The sequence below is a fragment of the Pseudomonas sp. AB39(2026) genome (assembly GCF_059831485.1).
In genome coordinates, this window is the sequence record NZ_CP195212.1 from 4,746,807 (window position 1) to 4,765,106 (window position 18,300).

Annotated in this window: 11 protein-coding genes; 5 read left to right on the forward strand and 6 right to left on the reverse strand. The window is 58.8% G+C overall.

What is annotated here, in order from left to right:
* Positions 1 to 13 precede the first annotated feature (13 nt).
* The 5 genes from ACSAMW_RS21945 to ACSAMW_RS21965 all read right to left on the reverse strand — a co-directional run bounded on the left by ACSAMW_RS21945 (position 14) and on the right by ACSAMW_RS21965 (position 8,774).
* The gene (locus ACSAMW_RS21945; RefSeq protein ID WP_500592068.1) at positions 14 to 2,797 is read right to left on the reverse strand and encodes a malto-oligosyltrehalose synthase; all 2,784 of its coding nucleotides are present in this window, start codon (positions 2,795 to 2,797) and stop codon (positions 14 to 16) included.
* Entirely contained in the window at positions 2,794 to 4,884 is a 2,091-nt protein-coding gene (malQ, locus tag ACSAMW_RS21950; protein ID WP_500592069.1) for a 4-alpha-glucanotransferase, read from the reverse strand. Before malQ ends, ACSAMW_RS21945 begins: the two co-directional genes overlap by 4 nt.
* Positions 4,881 to 6,671: a malto-oligosyltrehalose trehalohydrolase gene (gene treZ, locus ACSAMW_RS21955; RefSeq protein WP_500592070.1), complete on the reverse strand. Its 1,791-nt coding sequence runs from the start codon at positions 6,669 to 6,671 to the stop codon at positions 4,881 to 4,883. Before treZ ends, malQ begins: the two co-directional genes overlap by 4 nt.
* 15 nt (positions 6,672 to 6,686) lie before the next feature.
* Positions 6,687 to 8,258 (reverse strand): glycogen synthase GlgA, encoded by a 1,572-nt coding sequence (glgA, locus tag ACSAMW_RS21960; protein ID WP_500592071.1) that lies wholly within the window; start codon positions 8,256 to 8,258, stop codon positions 6,687 to 6,689.
* Positions 8,259 to 8,621: 363 nt separating this feature from the next.
* Positions 8,622 to 8,774, reverse strand: a complete 153-nt coding sequence (locus ACSAMW_RS21965; RefSeq protein WP_500592072.1) for a hypothetical protein — start codon at positions 8,772 to 8,774, stop codon at positions 8,622 to 8,624.
* Positions 8,775 to 8,982: 208 nt separating this feature from the next.
* Between ACSAMW_RS21965 and ACSAMW_RS21970 the strand changes: the two genes are divergently transcribed.
* Positions 8,983 to 13,509: a dermonecrotic toxin domain-containing protein gene (locus tag ACSAMW_RS21970; protein ID WP_500592073.1), complete on the forward strand. Its 4,527-nt coding sequence runs from the start codon at positions 8,983 to 8,985 to the stop codon at positions 13,507 to 13,509.
* Between the two features lie 59 nt (positions 13,510 to 13,568).
* On the opposite strand, the gene ACSAMW_RS21975 is transcribed toward ACSAMW_RS21970, so the two are convergent.
* Entirely contained in the window at positions 13,569 to 13,757 is a 189-nt protein-coding gene (locus tag ACSAMW_RS21975) for a DUF6026 family protein (RefSeq protein WP_500592074.1), read from the reverse strand.
* A 313-nt stretch (positions 13,758 to 14,070) separates the two neighbouring features.
* Between ACSAMW_RS21975 and gnd the strand changes: the two genes are divergently transcribed.
* From gnd to ACSAMW_RS21995, 4 genes are all read left to right on the forward strand, one after another.
* A complete protein-coding gene (gene gnd, locus ACSAMW_RS21980) occupies positions 14,071 to 15,048 on the forward strand; it encodes a phosphogluconate dehydrogenase (NAD(+)-dependent, decarboxylating) (protein ID WP_500592075.1) in 978 nt (325 codons plus the stop codon).
* A gap of 104 nt (positions 15,049 to 15,152) precedes the next feature.
* A complete protein-coding gene (zwf, locus tag ACSAMW_RS21985; RefSeq protein WP_500592076.1) occupies positions 15,153 to 16,664 on the forward strand; it encodes a glucose-6-phosphate dehydrogenase in 1,512 nt (503 codons plus the stop codon).
* Positions 16,661 to 17,476, forward strand: a complete 816-nt coding sequence (locus ACSAMW_RS21990; protein WP_500592077.1) for a Cof-type HAD-IIB family hydrolase — start codon at positions 16,661 to 16,663, stop codon at positions 17,474 to 17,476. Before zwf ends, ACSAMW_RS21990 begins: the two co-directional genes overlap by 4 nt.
* On the forward strand, positions 17,473 to 18,285 hold the full coding sequence (locus tag ACSAMW_RS21995) for a crotonase/enoyl-CoA hydratase family protein (RefSeq protein ID WP_500592078.1): 813 nt from the start codon (positions 17,473 to 17,475) through the stop codon (positions 18,283 to 18,285). Before ACSAMW_RS21990 ends, ACSAMW_RS21995 begins: the two co-directional genes overlap by 4 nt.
* Positions 18,286 to 18,300 lie beyond the last annotated feature (15 nt).

Genomic DNA, 18,300 nt, shown 5'->3' on the forward strand with positions numbered 1-18,300 from the left:
GCCATGCTCCTGATCACGAGTCACTTTGTAGATAGAGGTTGACGGGGAATGACTTCAGCGCCGTACTTATCCGCAAGTCCTTGTCCAATGTGACTGCCTGAGTTGAAAAAAGTCCCTTAAATTCAAACTTAGAGAGTTGTTGGGGAAGCTGCACAGCCGTGTCTCCCCAGTTTTCACCTTCAATCAGCAAACCGTCGCCCAGCAAGTCGCTGCACAGGCGCGGTACGATCACAATGGCGTGGCGTCCCTGGTGCTGGCGCACGAACGCGAGTATGCGATTGGCCTGTTCGCCAGTGACATCCAATGGCACATATTCTCCCTCCAGGAATAGCGCAGGCTCAGCAGCTCTTGCATGCAGCAAGGCAGCAATAAGCGCTTGCTTCACGTGCCCATTTTGCCAATCGGCCAGCAATGCAGCAGGCTCAACTTCTGCATTCAGCGCTGCGCTTCGAGCAGCATAGTCCACTGGCCGGCGGTTATCCGGGTCAACCAGGCTGAAATCCCAGTAATCGGTACCTTGGTAGAGATCGGGGATACCTGGTGTGGTGGCTCTGAGTGTCGCTTGAACGAGGCCGTTCAAGGCGCCACCGGGTGCAAGCACCTTTACAGCTGACGCAACGGATTGACGCAGCGGCAGGGCATGTTCAGCGGTCAACAGGTCCTGGAGGAACGAGCGGCAGGCGCTTTCATAAGCTTCATTGGGCGCGCTCCAGCTGCTGACCAGCTTGGCTTCACGCAATGCCTTTTGCTGCCATTGCTGCATACGGTCGGCATAAGCTTCAAGGGCTTGCGTGTCGTCAGCCTGCAGGTCCAGAGGCCAGCTGCCGAGCAGTGCCTGATACAACATGGCCTCGTCACCGCCCGAGGGCGCAGGGCCGTCTGCATATTCACCGCGAAGGTTGCTGGCCAAGGCTTGCCAGTGAGTGATCAATGCGCTGTACCACGTTGCCCGCTCACTGATGACCGCCAAGCGCGCACGGGTGTCTTCGCCGCGTTTGTGATCATGGGTAGCGGTGGTCAACAGGTTGCGGGGGAATGCCGCAGCGCGTGCCTGGCAAGCTTCATGGAACGCTTGGGCAGGGGCGCTGAACACCTCAGGATCGAAGCCCACATCATTGCGAGACAGTAGGGTAGCACTGCGGTAGAAGGCTGTATCTTCCATCGCCTTGGCCGCCGTGGGCGAGCTGAGCTGCTGGAACCGGATGCAGGCCTGTTTCAGGGCCTCTCGGCTGCGGCCTAAAGGCAGGCTGCGCCAGGGTTCGCCACCCAGCCAACGTACAAGGAAGTCCAGTACCGGCCATTCACCCTCGCTCAGGTCTGCGCGGGCCCCTTCTACGGCGCTGGCAAAGAAGGGTTCGTCTTCTGCCGGCCGACCGCAGGGAGTAATGTAGGTACGGTAAACCGTGTAGTGAACAATCAACGCCTCGAGCGCCCGGCGAATACTGCCCAGCGTAAAGTCGCGGCTCATCAGGTCGCTACGTGCCACGCGCAGCAGCGCCTGCGCCACAGACGCGAAGTCACCTGCCAAGGTGCCATGCAGCACGAAACGACGGCCTGCCCGTACTTCCTCCATAAAGTCTGGCGTGCGCCCGCTCAGGCGGACCCACAGGTCACTTAGCTGCTGTTGGCCTTTGGGGTCGTGTTGAAGCAGGGACACCTGGTTCATGAACTCATAGCCAGTGGTGCCATCCACCTGCCAGTCCGTGTGCAACTGTTCGCCGTTGCCCAGGATTTTCTCGACGTAGATTGGGAAATGTTCCAGCTGCGTCTCCGCAGGCCGTGCTGGCATCAGGCGTTCAACACGGCGGCGCAGGCGGCGGCAATAGGCACGCGGGTTGGCCAGCCCGTCCACATGGTCAATGCGCAGACCGTCTACCAGCCCTTCGGCTACCAGTTGGAAGATCTTGGCATGGGTAGCTTCGAAGACATCGCCGCGCTCAACACGCAGCCCACCCAGTTCGTTGATATCGAAGAACCGGCGCCAGTTGATATCGTCTGCTGCAGTGCGCCAACTGGCCAGCCGGTAACTCTGGCGTTCCAGTAGGCGATGCAGGCGATCAAAGCCTTCAGGGGTTTTCGAATCGTACAGCTTCAGTACGTTTTCCAAAGCACGGAATACCGAGCCTTCTGCTGCTGCGCCAGCCAGTGCTTGCCGCAGCGCCGGGGCCTCAGCATAAGCATCGCTGGCATGGGCCAATTCTCCAAAGCGTTCACCCAAGGCTTCAAGACGGTTGTCCACGGCAATGCTGAGAATGCTGGCGTAGTCAGGGGGGCTGATGGGGAAGCGGTGTTCATAGTGCTCAACGTAGAAGCTGCCTGTTTCAGCCTCGAACTTCAGGGGTAGGTCGCCCTGTTGCAGCGCTGTCCCGTAGTCGCTTCCCAGGAATGGGATCAGCAGCAGGCCTTCGAGCAGGGGGTCAGGTGAATTCCACTGTATATCGAAAAAGTTGGCGTAAGGGCTGCGACGCCCCCATTCCAGAAGGTCCAGCCACCATGGATTGGTTGAGCCGCCTACCGCCATGTGGTTGGACACAATGTCCAGTACAAACCCCATCTGGTGTTCGCGCAACGCTGCGATCAACCGCCGAAGTGCGGGCTCGCCTCCCAGTTCAGGGTTGATCTGAGTAGGGTCAACCACATCGTAGCCATGCATTGAGCCTGCCCGGGCCTTGAGTACAGGCGAGGCATACACATGGCTGATGCCCATGCGCTCAAAGTAGGGGACTAGCGGAACTGCGTCGTCGAGGGTAAAGCCTTTATGGAACTGAAGCCGAATGCTGGAGGTAAATGGTTTCATCGGTCACGCTCATGAGCTTGTTGGCGGGCTACGGCAAGCAGTTCCAGACGCCGCGCTGGGTCTGGCTGGTCCAGCAAGGCAGCGCCAGCTGCGTTCATGCGGCGGCGCCAGTTAGGATGTTCATCTGTAGTGCCGGGCAGGTTCGGCTGTTCCACCAAGCCCAGTGCATCCTCAATGGGCAGCAGCACGAGCGGGGCCCGGGTGTGCCCTACAAACCGTACGCTGGCGTCGATTAATTGGTCGGCCGGGTCTGTATCGCGTTTTTCGTCTACAAAATTTTGCGGGTCTTGCTGGAGGATGCGTTGCAACCCTTCTTTCTCGTTTACTCGCGTTTTTCGCCAGTCTTGTTCAGTCTTGTCGTCAATCAGGTCCAGCCGCCGAGCCCAATCGATTTCATTGGTACGCCACCATCCTTTCAGGGGAGGGAGGTCGTGGGTGCTGGTCGTAGCGAGTGCATTGTCTGGCCACTCCAGCAGCGGCTTGAAATCGCCAGGTGCGTTTTGTTCGAACAGCAGCACGCGCATCCCCAGAATGTCCTTGGCTGCTAATTTCTCCCGCAAACCCTCTGGGACCGTGCCCAGGTCTTCGCCCAGCACAATGGCGCAGTGGCGGTGGGATTCGAGGGCCAGCAGGCGGAGCATGTCATCGAAGGGAAACTGCAAATACGCGCCTTCGGTAGGCTTTTCCCCCTGAGGAATCACCCATAGGCGGTTTAGGCCTAATACGTGGTCGATGCGTAAGCCCCCCGCATGGGCGAAATTGGCCCTAAGCATTTCGATAAATGCACGGAAGCCATTGCGCTTCAGACCATCGGGGGAAAAGGCGGAGATCCCCCAGCTTTGCCCAGACCTATTGAGGATGTCGGGCGGGGCCCCCACGGTGACTGCAGCCAGCAGTTCGTCTTGGCGGCTCCATGCCTGGCTACCGGCACCGTCGGCGCCCACTGCCAGGTCTGCGATCAAACCAATGCGCATACCGCCGGCTTTGGCGGCGGTTTGCGCCCGCTCAAGGCTTCGAGCAATCAACCATTGGCCAAAAGCATAAAACTCGATTTCATCCGCATGCTCACGGGCAAAGGTGCTGACATCGCTTGAGCGGGGGTTGCGCAACCCTTCAGGCCATTCGCGCCAATCCAGAGATTCGCCTAGCCGTGCGCGATCAGCCTGCAGTGCTTCAAAGCAGCAATGGTCGGCCAGCGCTTCGCCTCCAGCATGGCGGAAGCTGGAAAAGTCTTCTTGCAAAGGGTGATCCCCCTTGCTGAAGTCTTCGTACAACACCCGCAACAGGCGCAATTTGGCGCTGGCGGCCTTTGGCCAGTCCACCAGCTCGAGTTTTTCGAATTCGGCCAGGATGGTCTCAAGGTTTGCCCGTTGAATGGCAGCCTGCAAGGCTTGCTCGCCAAGCACAGCGCCAGGCGCTGCATACAGCATGTTCAAAAACAAGCGGCTGGAAGGCGAATAGGGGCTATAACGGGTGGTGTCGCTGCTGAACATGGCGTGCATTGGGCTGATAGCGACAGTGTCGGCGCCACGTTCGCCTGCTGCACGCGCGAACGCTTCCAATGCCTGGGTATCGCCAAAGCCGCCATCGTGCGCTCGCCGTAGGGAGTAGAGCTGAACCCCTAGGCCCCACGCCCGCGGAGCCTCTACACCCAAGGCGTCGGCCACGTTGTAGCACCGGCTGGGTGCTACCGCGACCGTGAAGTGCTGGTCGCCACTTCGAACCTCCTGGTAGCCAACTGGCAACATACCGGGTAGGGCACCCTGACTGTCCAAGCGCACGTCCAATTCACCGCCGTCTTCAAGCAACACACGGCAATGGGCGCCAGGCGGCAGCCATGGGGCCAACGCCAAGGGTTTGCCGTAGTCTGCCGTAAGCAGGGGAGGCAAGCGATTGTCAGTAGTTTGCTGACGGAGCGTTTCCAGGCTTTGGGTTACCTCTGCATCTGTGCCGGCAGCATAACCTAGCGCTGTGAGCACATTGCGTAGCACAGCGGGCTTGACCCGCTGGGGACGATTATTGGCATCCTTCCACTCCACCGCAATGCCTGCCTGCTGGGCAAGCCGTTCCAGATCCTGGTCGCTCATTGGGACGCCCCCGGTGCACCGGCGGGAACCCGGCTAACAAGGGCCGTGTAACCAGGCAACGTGCCTGGAGCTTCAAGGGCAGCCGCCGACCCACGGCTGTCGAATAGAACATTGGTTTCAAAGGGGAGCGTTGCGGCAACGGGCTGTTCATTGAGGTTGAGGTCGATTTGCCATATCGAGCCATCACCTAGTTTCCAACGCGCTGATACGGCTTTTTCACCCAACACCTCAACGCCTTTGAACACAGCACCGGGTAGCCGGGGCATTAGGTCACGGCGACGCAGACTCAGCAGCTGAACGTAGAGCTCGACCCATGGGCCCCGTTGGTGTTGCTCAAACTGGTCAAATGCCGGGCGAGAGGCGTCAAACGTGGCCTTGGCGTTAGGGTCTGGAATCTTGGCGCGGCGTTCTGGGTCCTGGAAGGCGCTGAAGGCCTTGAACTCAGATCGGCGGCCATTACGTACGGCTTCAGCCAGTTCCCCATGGAAGCTGGTGAAGAATTGGAAGGGTTCGCTAGCACCCCATTCATCGCCCATAAACATCAGCGGAATCATTGGCGAGGCCAACAATAGCGTAGTAGCAGCCCTTAGGGCAGGCTCAGGGCTGAGTTGAGACAGGCGCTCGCCAAATGCGCGGTTACCAATCTGGTCATGGTTCTGGAGAAACAGCACAAACGACGTCGGGTTCAGGTGGCCGCTGGGTTCGCCACGTTTCTCGCCATGGCGGTTCACATGGCCTTGGTAGACAAACCCCTCGCCCAGGCAGCGGGCAAGCTTGCCCGTGGTGTCTTGGGCGTAATCTTCGTAATAGGCTTCGGTTTCCCCCGTCAGCAGCACGTGAAGGGCATTGTGCCCGTCGTCGTTCCACTGCGCGTCGAAGCCTTGTTGGAGCAAGTGCGCTTCGTTGTGCTCGTTTTCCAGGTTCAACCAAATATGCCGGCCTGCTGGGGTGGCCTTACGTATGCGCTTGGCCATGTCCTGAAGGAAATCCGGGCTTTCAATGGCATGTACGGCGTCGAAGCGCAGGCCATCGAACCGGTAATCGAATAGCCACATCAGGGCATTGCCGATGAAGAATTCGCGAACCTGAGGCTTGCTGAAATCAATGGCCGCGCCCCAAGGCGTATGTTTGTCCTCGTTGAAAAAGCCTTTGGCGTAGCTGTTGAGGTAATTGCCATCAGGACCGAAGTGGTTGTAGACAACGTCCAGGATCACCATCAGCCCGTGCTCGTGCGCCTTGTCGATCAAAGCCTTTAGCTGATCAGGCGTACCGTAGGCGTGTTCGGGCGCATAAGGGAGTACGCCGTCATAGCCCCAGTTACGGTCTCCGGGGAACTCCGCAATAGGCATCAGCTCGATTGCCGTGATACCCAATGCTTCCAGGCGGGGAAGGTGCTTGATAACGCCTTCGAACCCACCTAACAGGCCTACATGAACTTCATAAATGACCGCTTCGTGCCAAGGCCTACCCTGCCACTGCGCCTGGCGCCAAGGGTACCCGGCGTGGTCGACCACCACACTGGCAGACTGAACATCGCTTTGCTGCGCCCGTGAGGCGGGGTCTGGTACTTCCAGGTCATTATCGATTTTGTATCGATATGCCGTGCCAGCCTCGCACGTACTTTGGGCCACAAACCAGCCGTCGGCTTCTTCACGCATGTTCAACTGTTCGCCGTCGTCGAACACTACATCCACGCGCCTGGCATCAGGTGCCCACAGTGCAAATTGTGTAACGTCACCCGTGCGGGTGGCCCCGTGGGCCCAGGTAACAGAGTGAAGGTCAGCCATTAAGGTACTCCTAGATCAGGCTCTTCGCCCAGCACGCCCATGGGCGCGGTTGACCAGCTTGGTATAAAGCTCGGCATAAGGTTCCACAGCCTGCGACCAGTTAAATGGCTGGGTCATGGCGCGGCAGCGCATGGCATTAAGCAGGTCGGGCTTGCTGAAGGCATAGAAGGCGCGTTTCAGCGCAGCTTCATAGGCCTCTACGGAAGGCTCATCGAACAGGAAGCCAGTAACGCCGTCTTCGATGGTGTCAGCCAGCCCGCCTGTCTTGCGCGCCACGGGCAGCGAGCCGAACCGCTGGGCGTACATTTGGCTCAGGCCGCAGGGTTCATAGCGAGAGGGCATGAGCAGGAAGTCGCTGCCAGCAAACATGCGGCGCGCGTCGGTTTCGTTGAAACCAATACGCGCTGACACCTGGCCAGGATACCGTTTGGCGAGGTCGCGCATGGCCTGCTCTTCCTCAGGCTCACCACGGCCGATGATCGCAATCTGGCCACCATGGCGCACGATGAAGTCGGTCACACCTTCGGTCAGGTCCAAGCCTTTCTGGTAGACCAAGCGAGACACCACCGCAAACAGAGGACCGTCCGAGGGGTCGAGTTCAAACAAAGTGCGAACGTGATCGGCGTTTACTTCTTTGCCTTCCCAATCATTCAGGCTGAACGGGCACACCAGGTGCGAATCGGTAGCCGAGTCCCAGCTTTCATCAATGCCATTGGGAATACCACTAAGCAGCCCCTGCTTGGCCTTGCTGGTCAGGAAGCCTTCCAGGCCGCACCCGAACTCGGCAGTGGTAATTTCTTCAGCGTAAGTGGCGCTGACCGTGGTGATGTGGCTGGCATAGGCCATGCCCGCTTTCAGGAACGATAGTTTGCCGTAGAACTCCATGCCATCCTGTTGCACGGCTTGCTCGGGAATGCCTAATTCAGGGCTGCATGCCACACTTACCACGCCTTGGTAGGCCAAGTTATGGATGGTAAACAAGGTAGGAACCTTCACATTGCGCCAGCGCATGTAGGCCGGTGCCAAGCCGCTTGGCCAGTCATGGGCGTGCACCAAGTCGGGCTTCCAGTGCACCATCCCGTGGCCTGCCGCAATCTCGGCCGCCGCCAGTCCAAGGCGCGCAAAGCGGATGTGGTTGTCTGGCCAGTCACGGCCGTTCACCGCGCCATAAGGGTTACCATCGCGCGCGTACAGCTCCGGGCAGATCAGCACGTAGATGACGAGACCATCAGCAGTGTCCATGCGCCCCACTTTGCACGGAGGCAGCGCCGCGTAACCGCTGAGTTCGCCCACGATGTGAATAGGGTTATCACTTTCCAGCACTTGTGGATAGCCGGGAATAAGAATACGTACGTCGTGCAAGTGGCTCATGGCGCGGGGCAATGCTGCCGACACGTCGCCCAAGCCGCCAGCCTTGATCAGGTCGGCCATCTCGGACGTCACAAACAGCACTTTCTTGCGGTTCGGATTGGCAGTGTGATCCGGTTGCAGCACCTTGCTGGTCGATAGAGTGGCTGGTAGGGAAGGAGCCTCACTTACCGGCGGGTTGAAGCGCTCAGCATGAGTCTCGACAGCGGCACTGATCATTAAACTTGCTCCCGTAGCATAAAAATAATTCTGGCAGTCTTATGGTTTTTTTAATCCGACCCCTTAACCGGTTTTAGGCCGGCCCCACGACCGAAACGTCGGGGTATAACGCGCTCCTGCGGGGTGGGTGAAGGGCGTTGCAAAGCACGCGCCATTCACTATTAAGCTGACCCTTGCAGGCCTGTATAAGTTTCGGATTTCTTTGCGGTATACGACCGCCGACAGGCCTATGCCAAAGCGCGCAGCCCGGTGCTGTCTGCAGGCCAAGCGCAGCGATACGCCGATACCGCTATGGCGGGGTATAAGTGCAATGGATGGGGCATTTTTCACCTGGAAAATGCCATTTTTTGACCCTTCAGCCTGTCACTTGAGGTCAGTGGTCTCTCGCCGCTGGCTTAGCATGCAATAGAGGGTTTTCGCAAACAGCCAGCGGCCCGCCGTGCACTTTGAACATGCATAATGGGCGCCATTGGCCTTGACCTGGATCAGCTGGCCCATGAGCGGGATGTGGTGCATCGGGCTGTCAATTGAGCTGAGCCTTTCACGGCCGGCCCATCCTGGCAGATCGCATTCACACAGCGTTGGAACTACGAGTGATTCCTTCCACCTCCTACGCTGAATTGGCAGAAGACACCCGCTAACCTTTGGAAAAAGGTAGTACGCCAGTACTGCCCTGATCCCCGCGTTACTCGCAACACTGGGCTCACCTTTCAGGAGCCCCGCCATGAGCCATTCTCACAATTTCTTTGGTCCAATAAGCCAGCGTTTCGCCCAATGCCCAACCTTTGGCGAGGTGGTGGCGCAGCTTCTTCATTCCACGCTGGCGCTGCAGCCGGACGCCGCTTCCGGCCCTCTGTCGTTGCCTCCAGACAGCCTGGCCCTCGGTGACAGCCTCTGGGAACGAAACCAGGCTGAGCCAACATTCGCTGGCTACCGTGTTTGGCCCGTTGTGCAGGCGGTAATGGAGCGCTATCTCACAAATGCTCCTATCAATCTGTCTGCGCAGAGCAGCTTTCTCACTCAACAAGTGGGTGCTGAATACCCTCGACACCTGCGTACAAACATGCAATCTGTGGCGCAGGCGCTGGACCTGGCGGGAGCGCTGTTGATAGACACCTACTGCGAACGCTTGGTGGGCTATTGGAACCGGCTGGATGATAGCGGTGAAAGCCTGTGGCAATGGCTGGCCAGCCACCTTCGCAAAGTAGCTACCGAGGCGGTCCGTACGTCCAGTATTCAGGACCTTGCCCAGGACGACCGCGCTCCTCTGCTGGCGGCACTTGATACTGATACCGCGTCGGAGGACGCATCGCCCGCCCACGCACACGTTCAAGTGTTGCCGGGCACTGAACCCGTGCCACGGCTGCTGATCAGTGCTGGTGGCGCCGTACCGTTCTGGTATGTGTATGACGTGACCACAGGTTTCAAACGTTTCAATGAGCTCAATGGGCTGATTGCATTTCTGGGGCATAGCCCCTCCCAGCCAAATGCCGCCCAAGGCTTTCAAGGCAATGTATACGAGACCTGGGCCAGTGCCATTCTGGACCGCCACCTCGGCCTCCAACGGGCGCGAGCTGAACAGCTTCGTGCCCTCAAAGCGAACTGGCGAACATTGGACCGTGTGATGAACGCTTTCCCGGCAGGGTGGGTGCTGGACAGCATCCAGCACCTGAGGCGCATTGAAGTACTGCACAAGCACCTACCGACCTGGTTGACCTGCGCCAGTGCTACGGACCGTCTTCGTTACACGCTTGGCTTGCAGCAGGTGTTGATTGCCCAGCGCAAAGAGGACCTACGGCCGGTGCTTGCAGACCTGCCTACCCCCCAGGAATACGCCCGTGAGCGTTTGGCTGCGCTAGCCGCCCTCGAACACCCGGAGGCACCCTTGAGCAGCGTGGATGACGTGGTGGTTCATATTTTCACCCGTGAGGACGACGACCTGTTATCCATTGCAGGTGGCGGTGGCCATATCGCCCTTAAGGAAAGCTCAATGAGCCTTGTTGACCTGAGCCTGCTCAATACCGGCGGCCGACCAAAGGGGTGGATGCACGTCAGTGCGCGTACCGGCACTGTACTTCCTGCCTGGTTGGACGATGACGCAGCCATCGAGCTGGTCAAGGCCGTCAACGTGGGCAAGACTTACCTGACCCTGATTCACGACAGCCTGCTGGTCGGGGAGCAGGGAGCGGAGCGCCGGCATACGTTTAAGGCCGTGACCACAGCGCAAGTACCGCTGATGGCGCTTGAACTCAAGCTGCGCAACGAAAAAGGTTTTGATGAGCGTGGCCTTGCACTGGTCCATGACGCGTTCTTGCCCGGCAGCGCGCTGCCCGGCCCGGCGCTGTCTCAGTTGGCCTTGCGGGCAGGCGACGATATACCACCGGACCTGATTGCAGGCATGTTCCTGTTGGCAGACCCCCATGTCAGTGATGCGCTGGTGCTATATGCGCCGCTAAGCCGAGAGCCGCTCAGGCAATTCAAGGACCTGACGCAGTTGATGGGCGCAGTGATGTCCGAGCCTGCGCTGCAACGGTTCGTTCTGGCCTGGCTCAGTGACACGGCTCAGGTTCGTTATCGTAATGGCGGCCTGCAGTCACCTCGTTGGTTGCGATTTGGCCAAGGTGATGAGTTCGCACCGGCGCCCAGGGTCACACCTGCCCGGGCCGTTTCTGTGCCAACGTCCGGCAATGCGGTCGATGCTATCTATGACGGCATTGCGCAGGCTTTGCTTCTAGCTGCGGACCGGCAAACCGTTTCTGATTGGGAAAGCTTCTGGATGTCCGCACGCGAAATCGGGTGGGTATTGTTTAATCAGACGCTGCCCCTGTTGAGCGGGCCGGTCGCTAACGCTGCATGGCTTATTCAACTGGGCCGAGTGCTGGACGAGCAATTCAATGCCACGGCCCCAGGGGAAGCCGGCGAGCCATTGAACACGGAGCAGTTGCTGCTGGACGTCATGCTGGCCCTGGCCAATGAAGCCGCCTTTCGTACGGGACTCCATACACCCGCGGAGCCTGGTAGCCTTACGCCCCATGAGCCCCATGCCATTCAGCCGTCTGCCCTGCCCAGCGTTGTAGACACTCACTGGGCCACACCGCATGCAGTGCTTACGCCTCACCTGCAAGCCAGGCTTGAACCCTGGCGGGTGACAGCCCCTGCATCCCAGGCAGTGGCCGCCCCCACGGGCCCGCTCAAGGGGTTGGTACAAGACGCCGGTCAGTGGCTAGCTTATGTAGAAGGGCGATGGTTTAAGGTAGCCCCGGGGGACGGCGAAGCTGTAGTGCTGGACCCCGCTACCGGTGATGCCAACGGCCCCAGGCTCAGGCGAGATGAGGCAGGCCGCTGGCGCCTGGACCTGCGTTTGCGACTGCGGGGCGGCGGGCCCAAACGGCGGCTTGAACAGCAGCGGGCGGTCAACCAACAGCGCCGAGAGCGGGCGCGTGCGTGCTTGCTTGAAATTGAGCGGGTGTATCGCAGCGAGCAAGCTAGAGGCCTGGAAGGCGAGCGGCAGGTCAATGCTGCGCTCAAGGCACATGATTTCGCCACGGCGAGCACCGTACGCAAGCAGGAGATGGCGCGCATTGAAACTGCCCATGCCAATACGCACCGCCTACGCTTGGAATATGAAACCATAGGCAGCGAGTTGGCCCTGCCGGAACACGCCAAGGAGCTGAGTGTTGCCTTGTCTGCCGAGGCGAACCTGAGCGGCTGCTGCTTGGCGCTGAACCGGGATATGTTGGCAGATCTGCTCAACTCTGATTCAGAGCTCTTGCCCGCCCTGCGTGGGGACGGACACATGACCGCTTCGCAAGTCCACGCCTGGTTCCGGCTCCTGCATCAGTACATCAACCTGGCCGAAGTAGGCATCACTTGGCGCAAACGCTTGGATGATTCGCTGGCACGTCTTGCCAAGGTGCCTGTGGCGGGGCAGCGCTACCTGGACAAAATAATGCCGAAGATGGCTACGTTCCGGACCATGATCGAATACCGGACACTGAGCCTATACATCCAGCTGAGCCTGCTGGAAGAGCCTATGATAGGGGACGAAACCATGCGTCAGAGTGTGCATGAGTCCATGAAGCCGCTTGTGCTGGCGCTGCAGACCCATAAAAGCCTGACCTTGAATCCCGCAGTGGCCGAGGGTGCGACCAGCGAGGTGCTCGATGGTGTAATTCATGCCTACCAGGCCGCTGAAGACACGGTTGAATGGCTCCGGCAAACCTTGCCACCGTCTTATATCGGAACCGGCATGGATACTTTATCGAGCTCCATTGGCACCTTGCGCGAAGAAGCCGAGGCCTGGCTAGGGCAGTTGATCAAGGCACAGGCGCAATCGACCCCGGCACCGGCTGTCGCATCTTCCTCGGTAAGAGCGTCGAGCGGGCAGCGCATGATTCGCACACGACATCGCGGTGCGCTGGTAGCAAGGGTGAAACCTGCAGCCAGTGGGTCTTCTGAAGAAGTTGCTGAGGTGGTGTCTCCCTTGGGGGACGCGGTTATCGCACGTTTCAAGCAAGACACTGCCCAAGGCGACTGGGTTGAGCAGCCTGTCCCGCGTACCCCTGCCAGCGCTACGGCCTCAGGCCTGGTCCGCCTGGAGCAACTGGCCGAAGACGGCGATCGCATGCTCGAAAATGGCCAGCGTCAGTTGGGTCAGGCGCCACGACTGGCAAAAGCCACTCACATACCGGTGGAGATTGAGGAGTTGATGCTCCATACCGCCCAAGGGCTTCGAGAGCACGCTGGCCAGATAGAAGATGCATTGACACGGCTTAATGAGACGGACCTTGCAGTTGAAGGTGGCCATAGCGCAGAGGTCAAGGCTAAGGCACTGCGTACCATGGCTACACAGCTAAAAAATGAAGGGCGCAGGCTACGCATCCAGCTGACCAAGACAGCGCTACCGACAGCGGCACGCGTGCGCTACCTCGTCGAGCAGAACGAAGCCAGCATAGAGCGCATTGGCGAACGGACAGCCCTCAAGGGAAAGGGTAAACGTAAGGATATTGTGCAGGAATATGTGGTGAAGGCCAAAGATGGCATTCCATTGTGGTATGCACATTTTCACTACGCCACCATGGACAGCGCGGAGGAGGGGTACTTGGCAGCGCATTTGAAAACAGTGAGCCAACGCTTTGTAGGCCTAGGCACGCAAATGGCGCAGGCGGCGACTAACGCCGATGTGGTCAAGATCTATAGAAGCGCCATTGACCGGGAAACAGCACGATCGCTGTTTTTGGCGCAACACTGACCGGAGCGAGCGAACCGGGCACAGCATACGCTGTGCCCCCACTTTGCTGGGCTGGGCGATCAGGCTACAGCAACGCGTGCAGTCGGCGCGAAGTCCAGGACACCCTGGTTGGACTGGGACAGCAGTACACTCAGCTGCGCAACTTTGCGCTTGAGCTGGTCACGTTCGGCCTTGAGATCATGCAGCTCATCGCGACGAATAGTGACATACAGCGTTTGTGGTTGTTTTGCTACGACTACGTTACCCATTTCACACCTCGATGGCGGACCACTACGTTAAGGATTAACTCGTGGGGTGTTCCCCGCCGGGTTATATCCTTGATCGGCTCCGATTCTGGATTCTTTAGTGGGGTTTGGGAACTTATTTCTTTAAGGCTACAGGCCATCATGCCGAGTAAATGACGCCAAACCCTTGTCATTAAAGGCTTGGCGGTGATTTACCGTTCGTCGCCTGCCTTTTTTTGAGGTTCTGAAACCTTCTCCAGACGCTTCGGACTAACCTTCAGCGGCGGGCTACTATAAGCTGTAACGGCTTTTCTTACCTTTTCTGGAGTAAACCGGCATGCAATTGGGAATCGTGGGACTGGGACGCATGGGTGGCAATATTTCAAGACGCCTCATGCGTAACGGCCATCACACGGTGGTATACGACCGCAACGAGCAGGCTGTGCAAGCGCTCGTACCGGACGGAGCTCAAGGCGCCGAGAGCCTGGCAGACTTGGTTGCCAAACTGGACCGCCCTCGTGCGGTATGGGTCATGCTGCCCGCCGGTGCCCCGACCGAAGACACCATCAATGAGCTGGCTGACCTGCTTGAGCCCGACGACGTGATCATCGATGGGGGCAATACCTTCTACAAGGACGATGCCCGCCGCGCTAAAAGCCTGGTAACCAAACAGCTTCATTACGTAGATGTAGGCACCTCTGGCGGTGTGTGGGGCCTGGACCGTGGCTACTGCATGATGATCGGGGCTGAAACCGCAACCTTCGAGCGCCTGGAGCCTTTGTTTGAAGCGCTTGCCCCGGGTGTAGGAAACATTCCTCGCACCAAGGGCAGGGAAGCCGATTATACCCGTGCCGAGAAGGGCTACATCCATGCGGGCCCAGCGGGTGCCGGGCATTTCGTCAAGATGATCCACAACGGTATCGAGTACGGCATGATGCAAGCCTTTGCTGAAGGCTTCGACATCCTCAAGACCAAAAACTCGGCACAGTTGCCTGAAGATCAACGCTATGACCTTCATGTGGGCGATATCGCTGAAGTATGGCGCCGCGGGAGCGTTGTTTCCTCTTGGCTGCTTGATCTGACGGCTGACGCACTGGTATCAGACCCAGACCTGGACGGTTATTCGGGTTCGGTTTCCGACAGTGGGGAAGGGCGCTGGACCATCGACGCAGCTGTTGAGCAAGCAGTACCTGTGCCTGTCCTGGCCAGCTCGCTGTTTGCCCGGTTCCGCTCCCGGCAAGAGGCCACCTATGGAGACAAGATGCTCTCGGCTATGCGCTTTGGTTTTGGCGGGCACGTTGAAGTGAAGAAGTAACGGTCACGCCCTGGCTTTGGCGGCGCGCTGAAGCCAGGGTAACCTGAAGTTGCTCGCGCCCTGGCCGTGCAACCTTATGCCCATCGGATGCTGGAGACAGCGGTATGAAGCGAGGCAAAACCACGGCGGAACCGGCCCCACCGGTTACCCTGTTCCTGTTCGGCGCCCATGGCGACCTGGTCAAACGGCTACTAATGCCGGCAGTGTACAACCTGGCCCGTGACGGCCTGCTTGACCCCAATCTGCATATCGTTGGCGTTGATCACAACGAGGTGAGCGACGCGGAATTTGCCAGCCGCTTGAAAGCCTTTATTCTGGAACAGGCAAAGGCGAAAAACCCAGACCTACCCGAAGACCAAGTGATCGACCCGGCTGTATGGGACCCCTTGGCCAAGCATATAAGTTACGTCACCGGCGACTTTACCAGCGATGACACCTACCAGACCCTTGCGTTGAAACTGCAAGCCAACAATACCGCCAATGCAGTGTTCTATTTGGCAACTTCACCGCGGTTCTTCACGGAAGTCTCCCAGCGGCTGAACCGTGCCGGCTTGCTGTACGAGCAACCCAACGCATACCGCCGTGTTGTGGTGGAAAAGCCTTTCGGCTCCGATCTGGCCACCGCCCAAACCCTTAACGCCAAATTGCTTGAGGTGATGACTGAGCGTCAGATCTACCGAATTGACCATTACCTGGGCAAGGAAACCGTTCAGAACATCATGGTCAACCGCTTTTCCAATGGCATATTCGAAGCGTTCTGGAATAACCATTACATCGATCATGTGCAGATCACGGCGGCAGAATCAGTGGGTGTCGAGACGCGGGGCAGCTTCTATGACCAAGTCGGGGCGTTGCGCGACATGGTGCCCAACCACTTGTTTCAGTTGCTGGCCATGGTTGCTATGGAGCCGCCAGCAGCCTTTGGTGCCGATGCTGTGCGTGGCGAGAAAGCAAAGGTCGTGGGTGCCATTCGAGCGTGGACAAAAGAGGAGGCGCTCGCCAACTCCGTACGTGCCCAGTACGTATCCGGCGCGGATGGCAAGCCAGGCTATCGCGGGGAACCCCGGGTAGATCCGCAAAGCCAGACAGAAACCTATGTGGCTCTGAAGGTAATGATCGACAACTGGCGCTGGATGGGTGTGCCGTTCTACCTGCGCACAGGCAAGCGTTTGAGCGTGCGTGATACCGAGATTGCTATTTGTTTCAAGCCGGCGCCCTACGCTCAGTTCCGTGATACCAATGTGGACTACATCAAGCCTAACTTCCTTCACATGCAGATCCAGCCAGACGAAGGCATGTATTTCGATTTGCAGGCCAAGCGACCAGGGCCTGCGTTGGTGATCGACAATGTGAAGCTGGGCTTTGCCTACAAGGACTTCTTCCAGATGCAGCCCTCTACCGGCTACGAGACCCTGCTGTACGACTGCTTCACTGGCGACCAAACGCTGTTCCAGCGCGCGGACAACATTGAAAACGGGTGGCGGGCAGTGCAGCCGTTCCTCGATGCGTGGGCTGAACATGACACGGTAAGTGAATACCCTGCCGGCAGCGACGGACCAGCCGATGCTGACGAACTCCTTGCCCGCGACGGGCGTGCCTGGCATTCCCTCGGATGAGCGGCCCGATTCGGTTGGTTCTGAGCGATATGGACGGTACGCTGTTGCGCCGTGATCACAGCTTGGCGCCTGCCGTTATCAAGGCTGTAGGCAAACTGCGCGAAGCCGGTGTGGTATTTAGCCTGGCCAGCGCCCGCCCGCCTCGGGCCATGTTGCAGCAAGCGAAAGCACTAGGGGTAACCGGGCCCCTGGCGGGCTTCAACGGCGGAACACTGGTAGACGCCGAGGGCGCCATCTTGGAAGCACACCGTGTGGCGCCTCAGGCGGTCAGTATGGCTCTGGAGGTCTTTGCCCAGCATCCTGTGGATGTATGGCTGTTTGCAGACAGTGAGTGGCTGCTCAAGGACTACAACGCAGCGCACTTGGAAACAGAGCGGCACGCTTTGGGATATGACGCGGTACAGGTGGACGATTTCACGCCTTACCTGGAGCGGGTAGACAAGATTGTGGCGACGACGGCCGATCATGCCCTCTTAGAGCGCTTGGAAAGCGAGCTCCAGGCCCGCCTGGGCGATTTGGCACACGCAGCACGCTCCCAGGCCTATTATCTGGACATCACTGCGATCGAAGCGGACAAAGGCAAGGCGTTGGCACGATTGGCGCAGCGACTGGGCATTTCACTGGAGCAGACCGCGGCCCTGGGCGACGGGCATAACGACATGGCCATGTTTCGTGAGGCTGGGCTGGCTATCGCCATGGGGCAGGCCGCCGAAGACGTACGTGAAGCGGCAGACGAAGTGACTGCCAGCAACGAAGAAGACGGTGTGGCGCGGGCGATCGAACAGTTCATTTTACCTAGGGCGCCACAATGAACACGCACACCACCTTTCACGTCGAGCAGCAGGGCTCAGTAGCCCATGTGCAGATCAACCGGCCCCACAAGCGTAACGCCATGAACGCGGTGTTCTGGGTAGAGCTTGAGCAGATCTTCACTGCACTGGACGCTGACTACCGCATACGGGCCGTAGTGCTCAGCGGGGCCGGTGAGCATTTTTCGTCCGGTATCGATATCGCCCTGTTGTCCCAGATTGCGTCGGAACTGGGGCCTGATGCCGGCCGTAATGCCCGGGTTCTCAGGCGCAAGATTCTTGGCCTGCAATCGGCGATCACGGCTGTGGAGCAGTGCAGCAAGCCCGTGCTTGCCGCGGTTCAAGGTTATTGCATCGGCGGTGCTGTGGACCTGATTGCTGCGTGTGACATGCGGTACTGTGCGGCCGATGCGCGATTTTCCATCAAGGAAGTCGACATGGGTATGGCAGCGGATGTAGGTACGCTGCAACGCCTTCCGCGCATTATCGGCGATGGGATGCTTCGGGAACTGGCCTATACAGGCCGAGAAATGCAGGCTGACGAAGCCCTGCGGGTGGGGTTGGTCAACCAGGTATTTGCTACGGCACCTGGGCTGCTCGAAGGCGTGCTGGGCCTGGCAGCGGACATTGCAGGAAAATCCCCACTGGCGGTCACAGGCACCAAACGCATGCTTACTTACATGCGCGACCATTCGGTAGCCGATGGGCTAGATTATGTGGCTACCTGGAACGCTGCCATGTTGCAGTCGGCTGATGTGAACATCGCCATGGCTGCTACCTTGAGCCAGCAGCCAGCACGGTTTGACGATTGATGACGCAGGGTTTTT

What these genes read in the sequence shown, in the direction of transcription:
- glgA (WP_500592071.1), bottom strand. Translation starts at nt 8,258, where the DNA reads ATGATCAGTGCCGCTGTCGAGACTCATGCTGAGCGCTTCAACCCGCCG.
- zwf (WP_500592076.1), top strand. Translation starts at nt 15,153, where the DNA reads ATGAAGCGAGGCAAAACCACGGCGGAACCGGCCCCACCGGTTACCCTG.
- gnd (WP_500592075.1), top strand. Translation starts at nt 14,071, where the DNA reads ATGCAATTGGGAATCGTGGGACTGGGACGCATGGGTGGCAATATTTCA.
- ACSAMW_RS21990 (WP_500592077.1), top strand. Translation starts at nt 16,661, where the DNA reads ATGAGCGGCCCGATTCGGTTGGTTCTGAGCGATATGGACGGTACGCTG.
- ACSAMW_RS21965 (WP_500592072.1), bottom strand. Translation starts at nt 8,774, where the DNA reads ATGCACCACATCCCGCTCATGGGCCAGCTGATCCAGGTCAAGGCCAAT.
- ACSAMW_RS21945 (WP_500592068.1), bottom strand. Translation starts at nt 2,797, where the DNA reads ATGAAACCATTTACCTCCAGCATTCGGCTTCAGTTCCATAAAGGCTTT.
- ACSAMW_RS21970 (WP_500592073.1), top strand. Translation starts at nt 8,983, where the DNA reads ATGAGCCATTCTCACAATTTCTTTGGTCCAATAAGCCAGCGTTTCGCC.
- malQ (WP_500592069.1), bottom strand. Translation starts at nt 4,884, where the DNA reads ATGAGCGACCAGGATCTGGAACGGCTTGCCCAGCAGGCAGGCATTGCG.
- treZ (WP_500592070.1), bottom strand. Translation starts at nt 6,671, where the DNA reads ATGGCTGACCTTCACTCTGTTACCTGGGCCCACGGGGCCACCCGCACG.
- ACSAMW_RS21975 (WP_500592074.1), bottom strand. Translation starts at nt 13,757, where the DNA reads ATGGGTAACGTAGTCGTAGCAAAACAACCACAAACGCTGTATGTCACT.
- ACSAMW_RS21995 (WP_500592078.1), top strand. Translation starts at nt 17,473, where the DNA reads ATGAACACGCACACCACCTTTCACGTCGAGCAGCAGGGCTCAGTAGCC.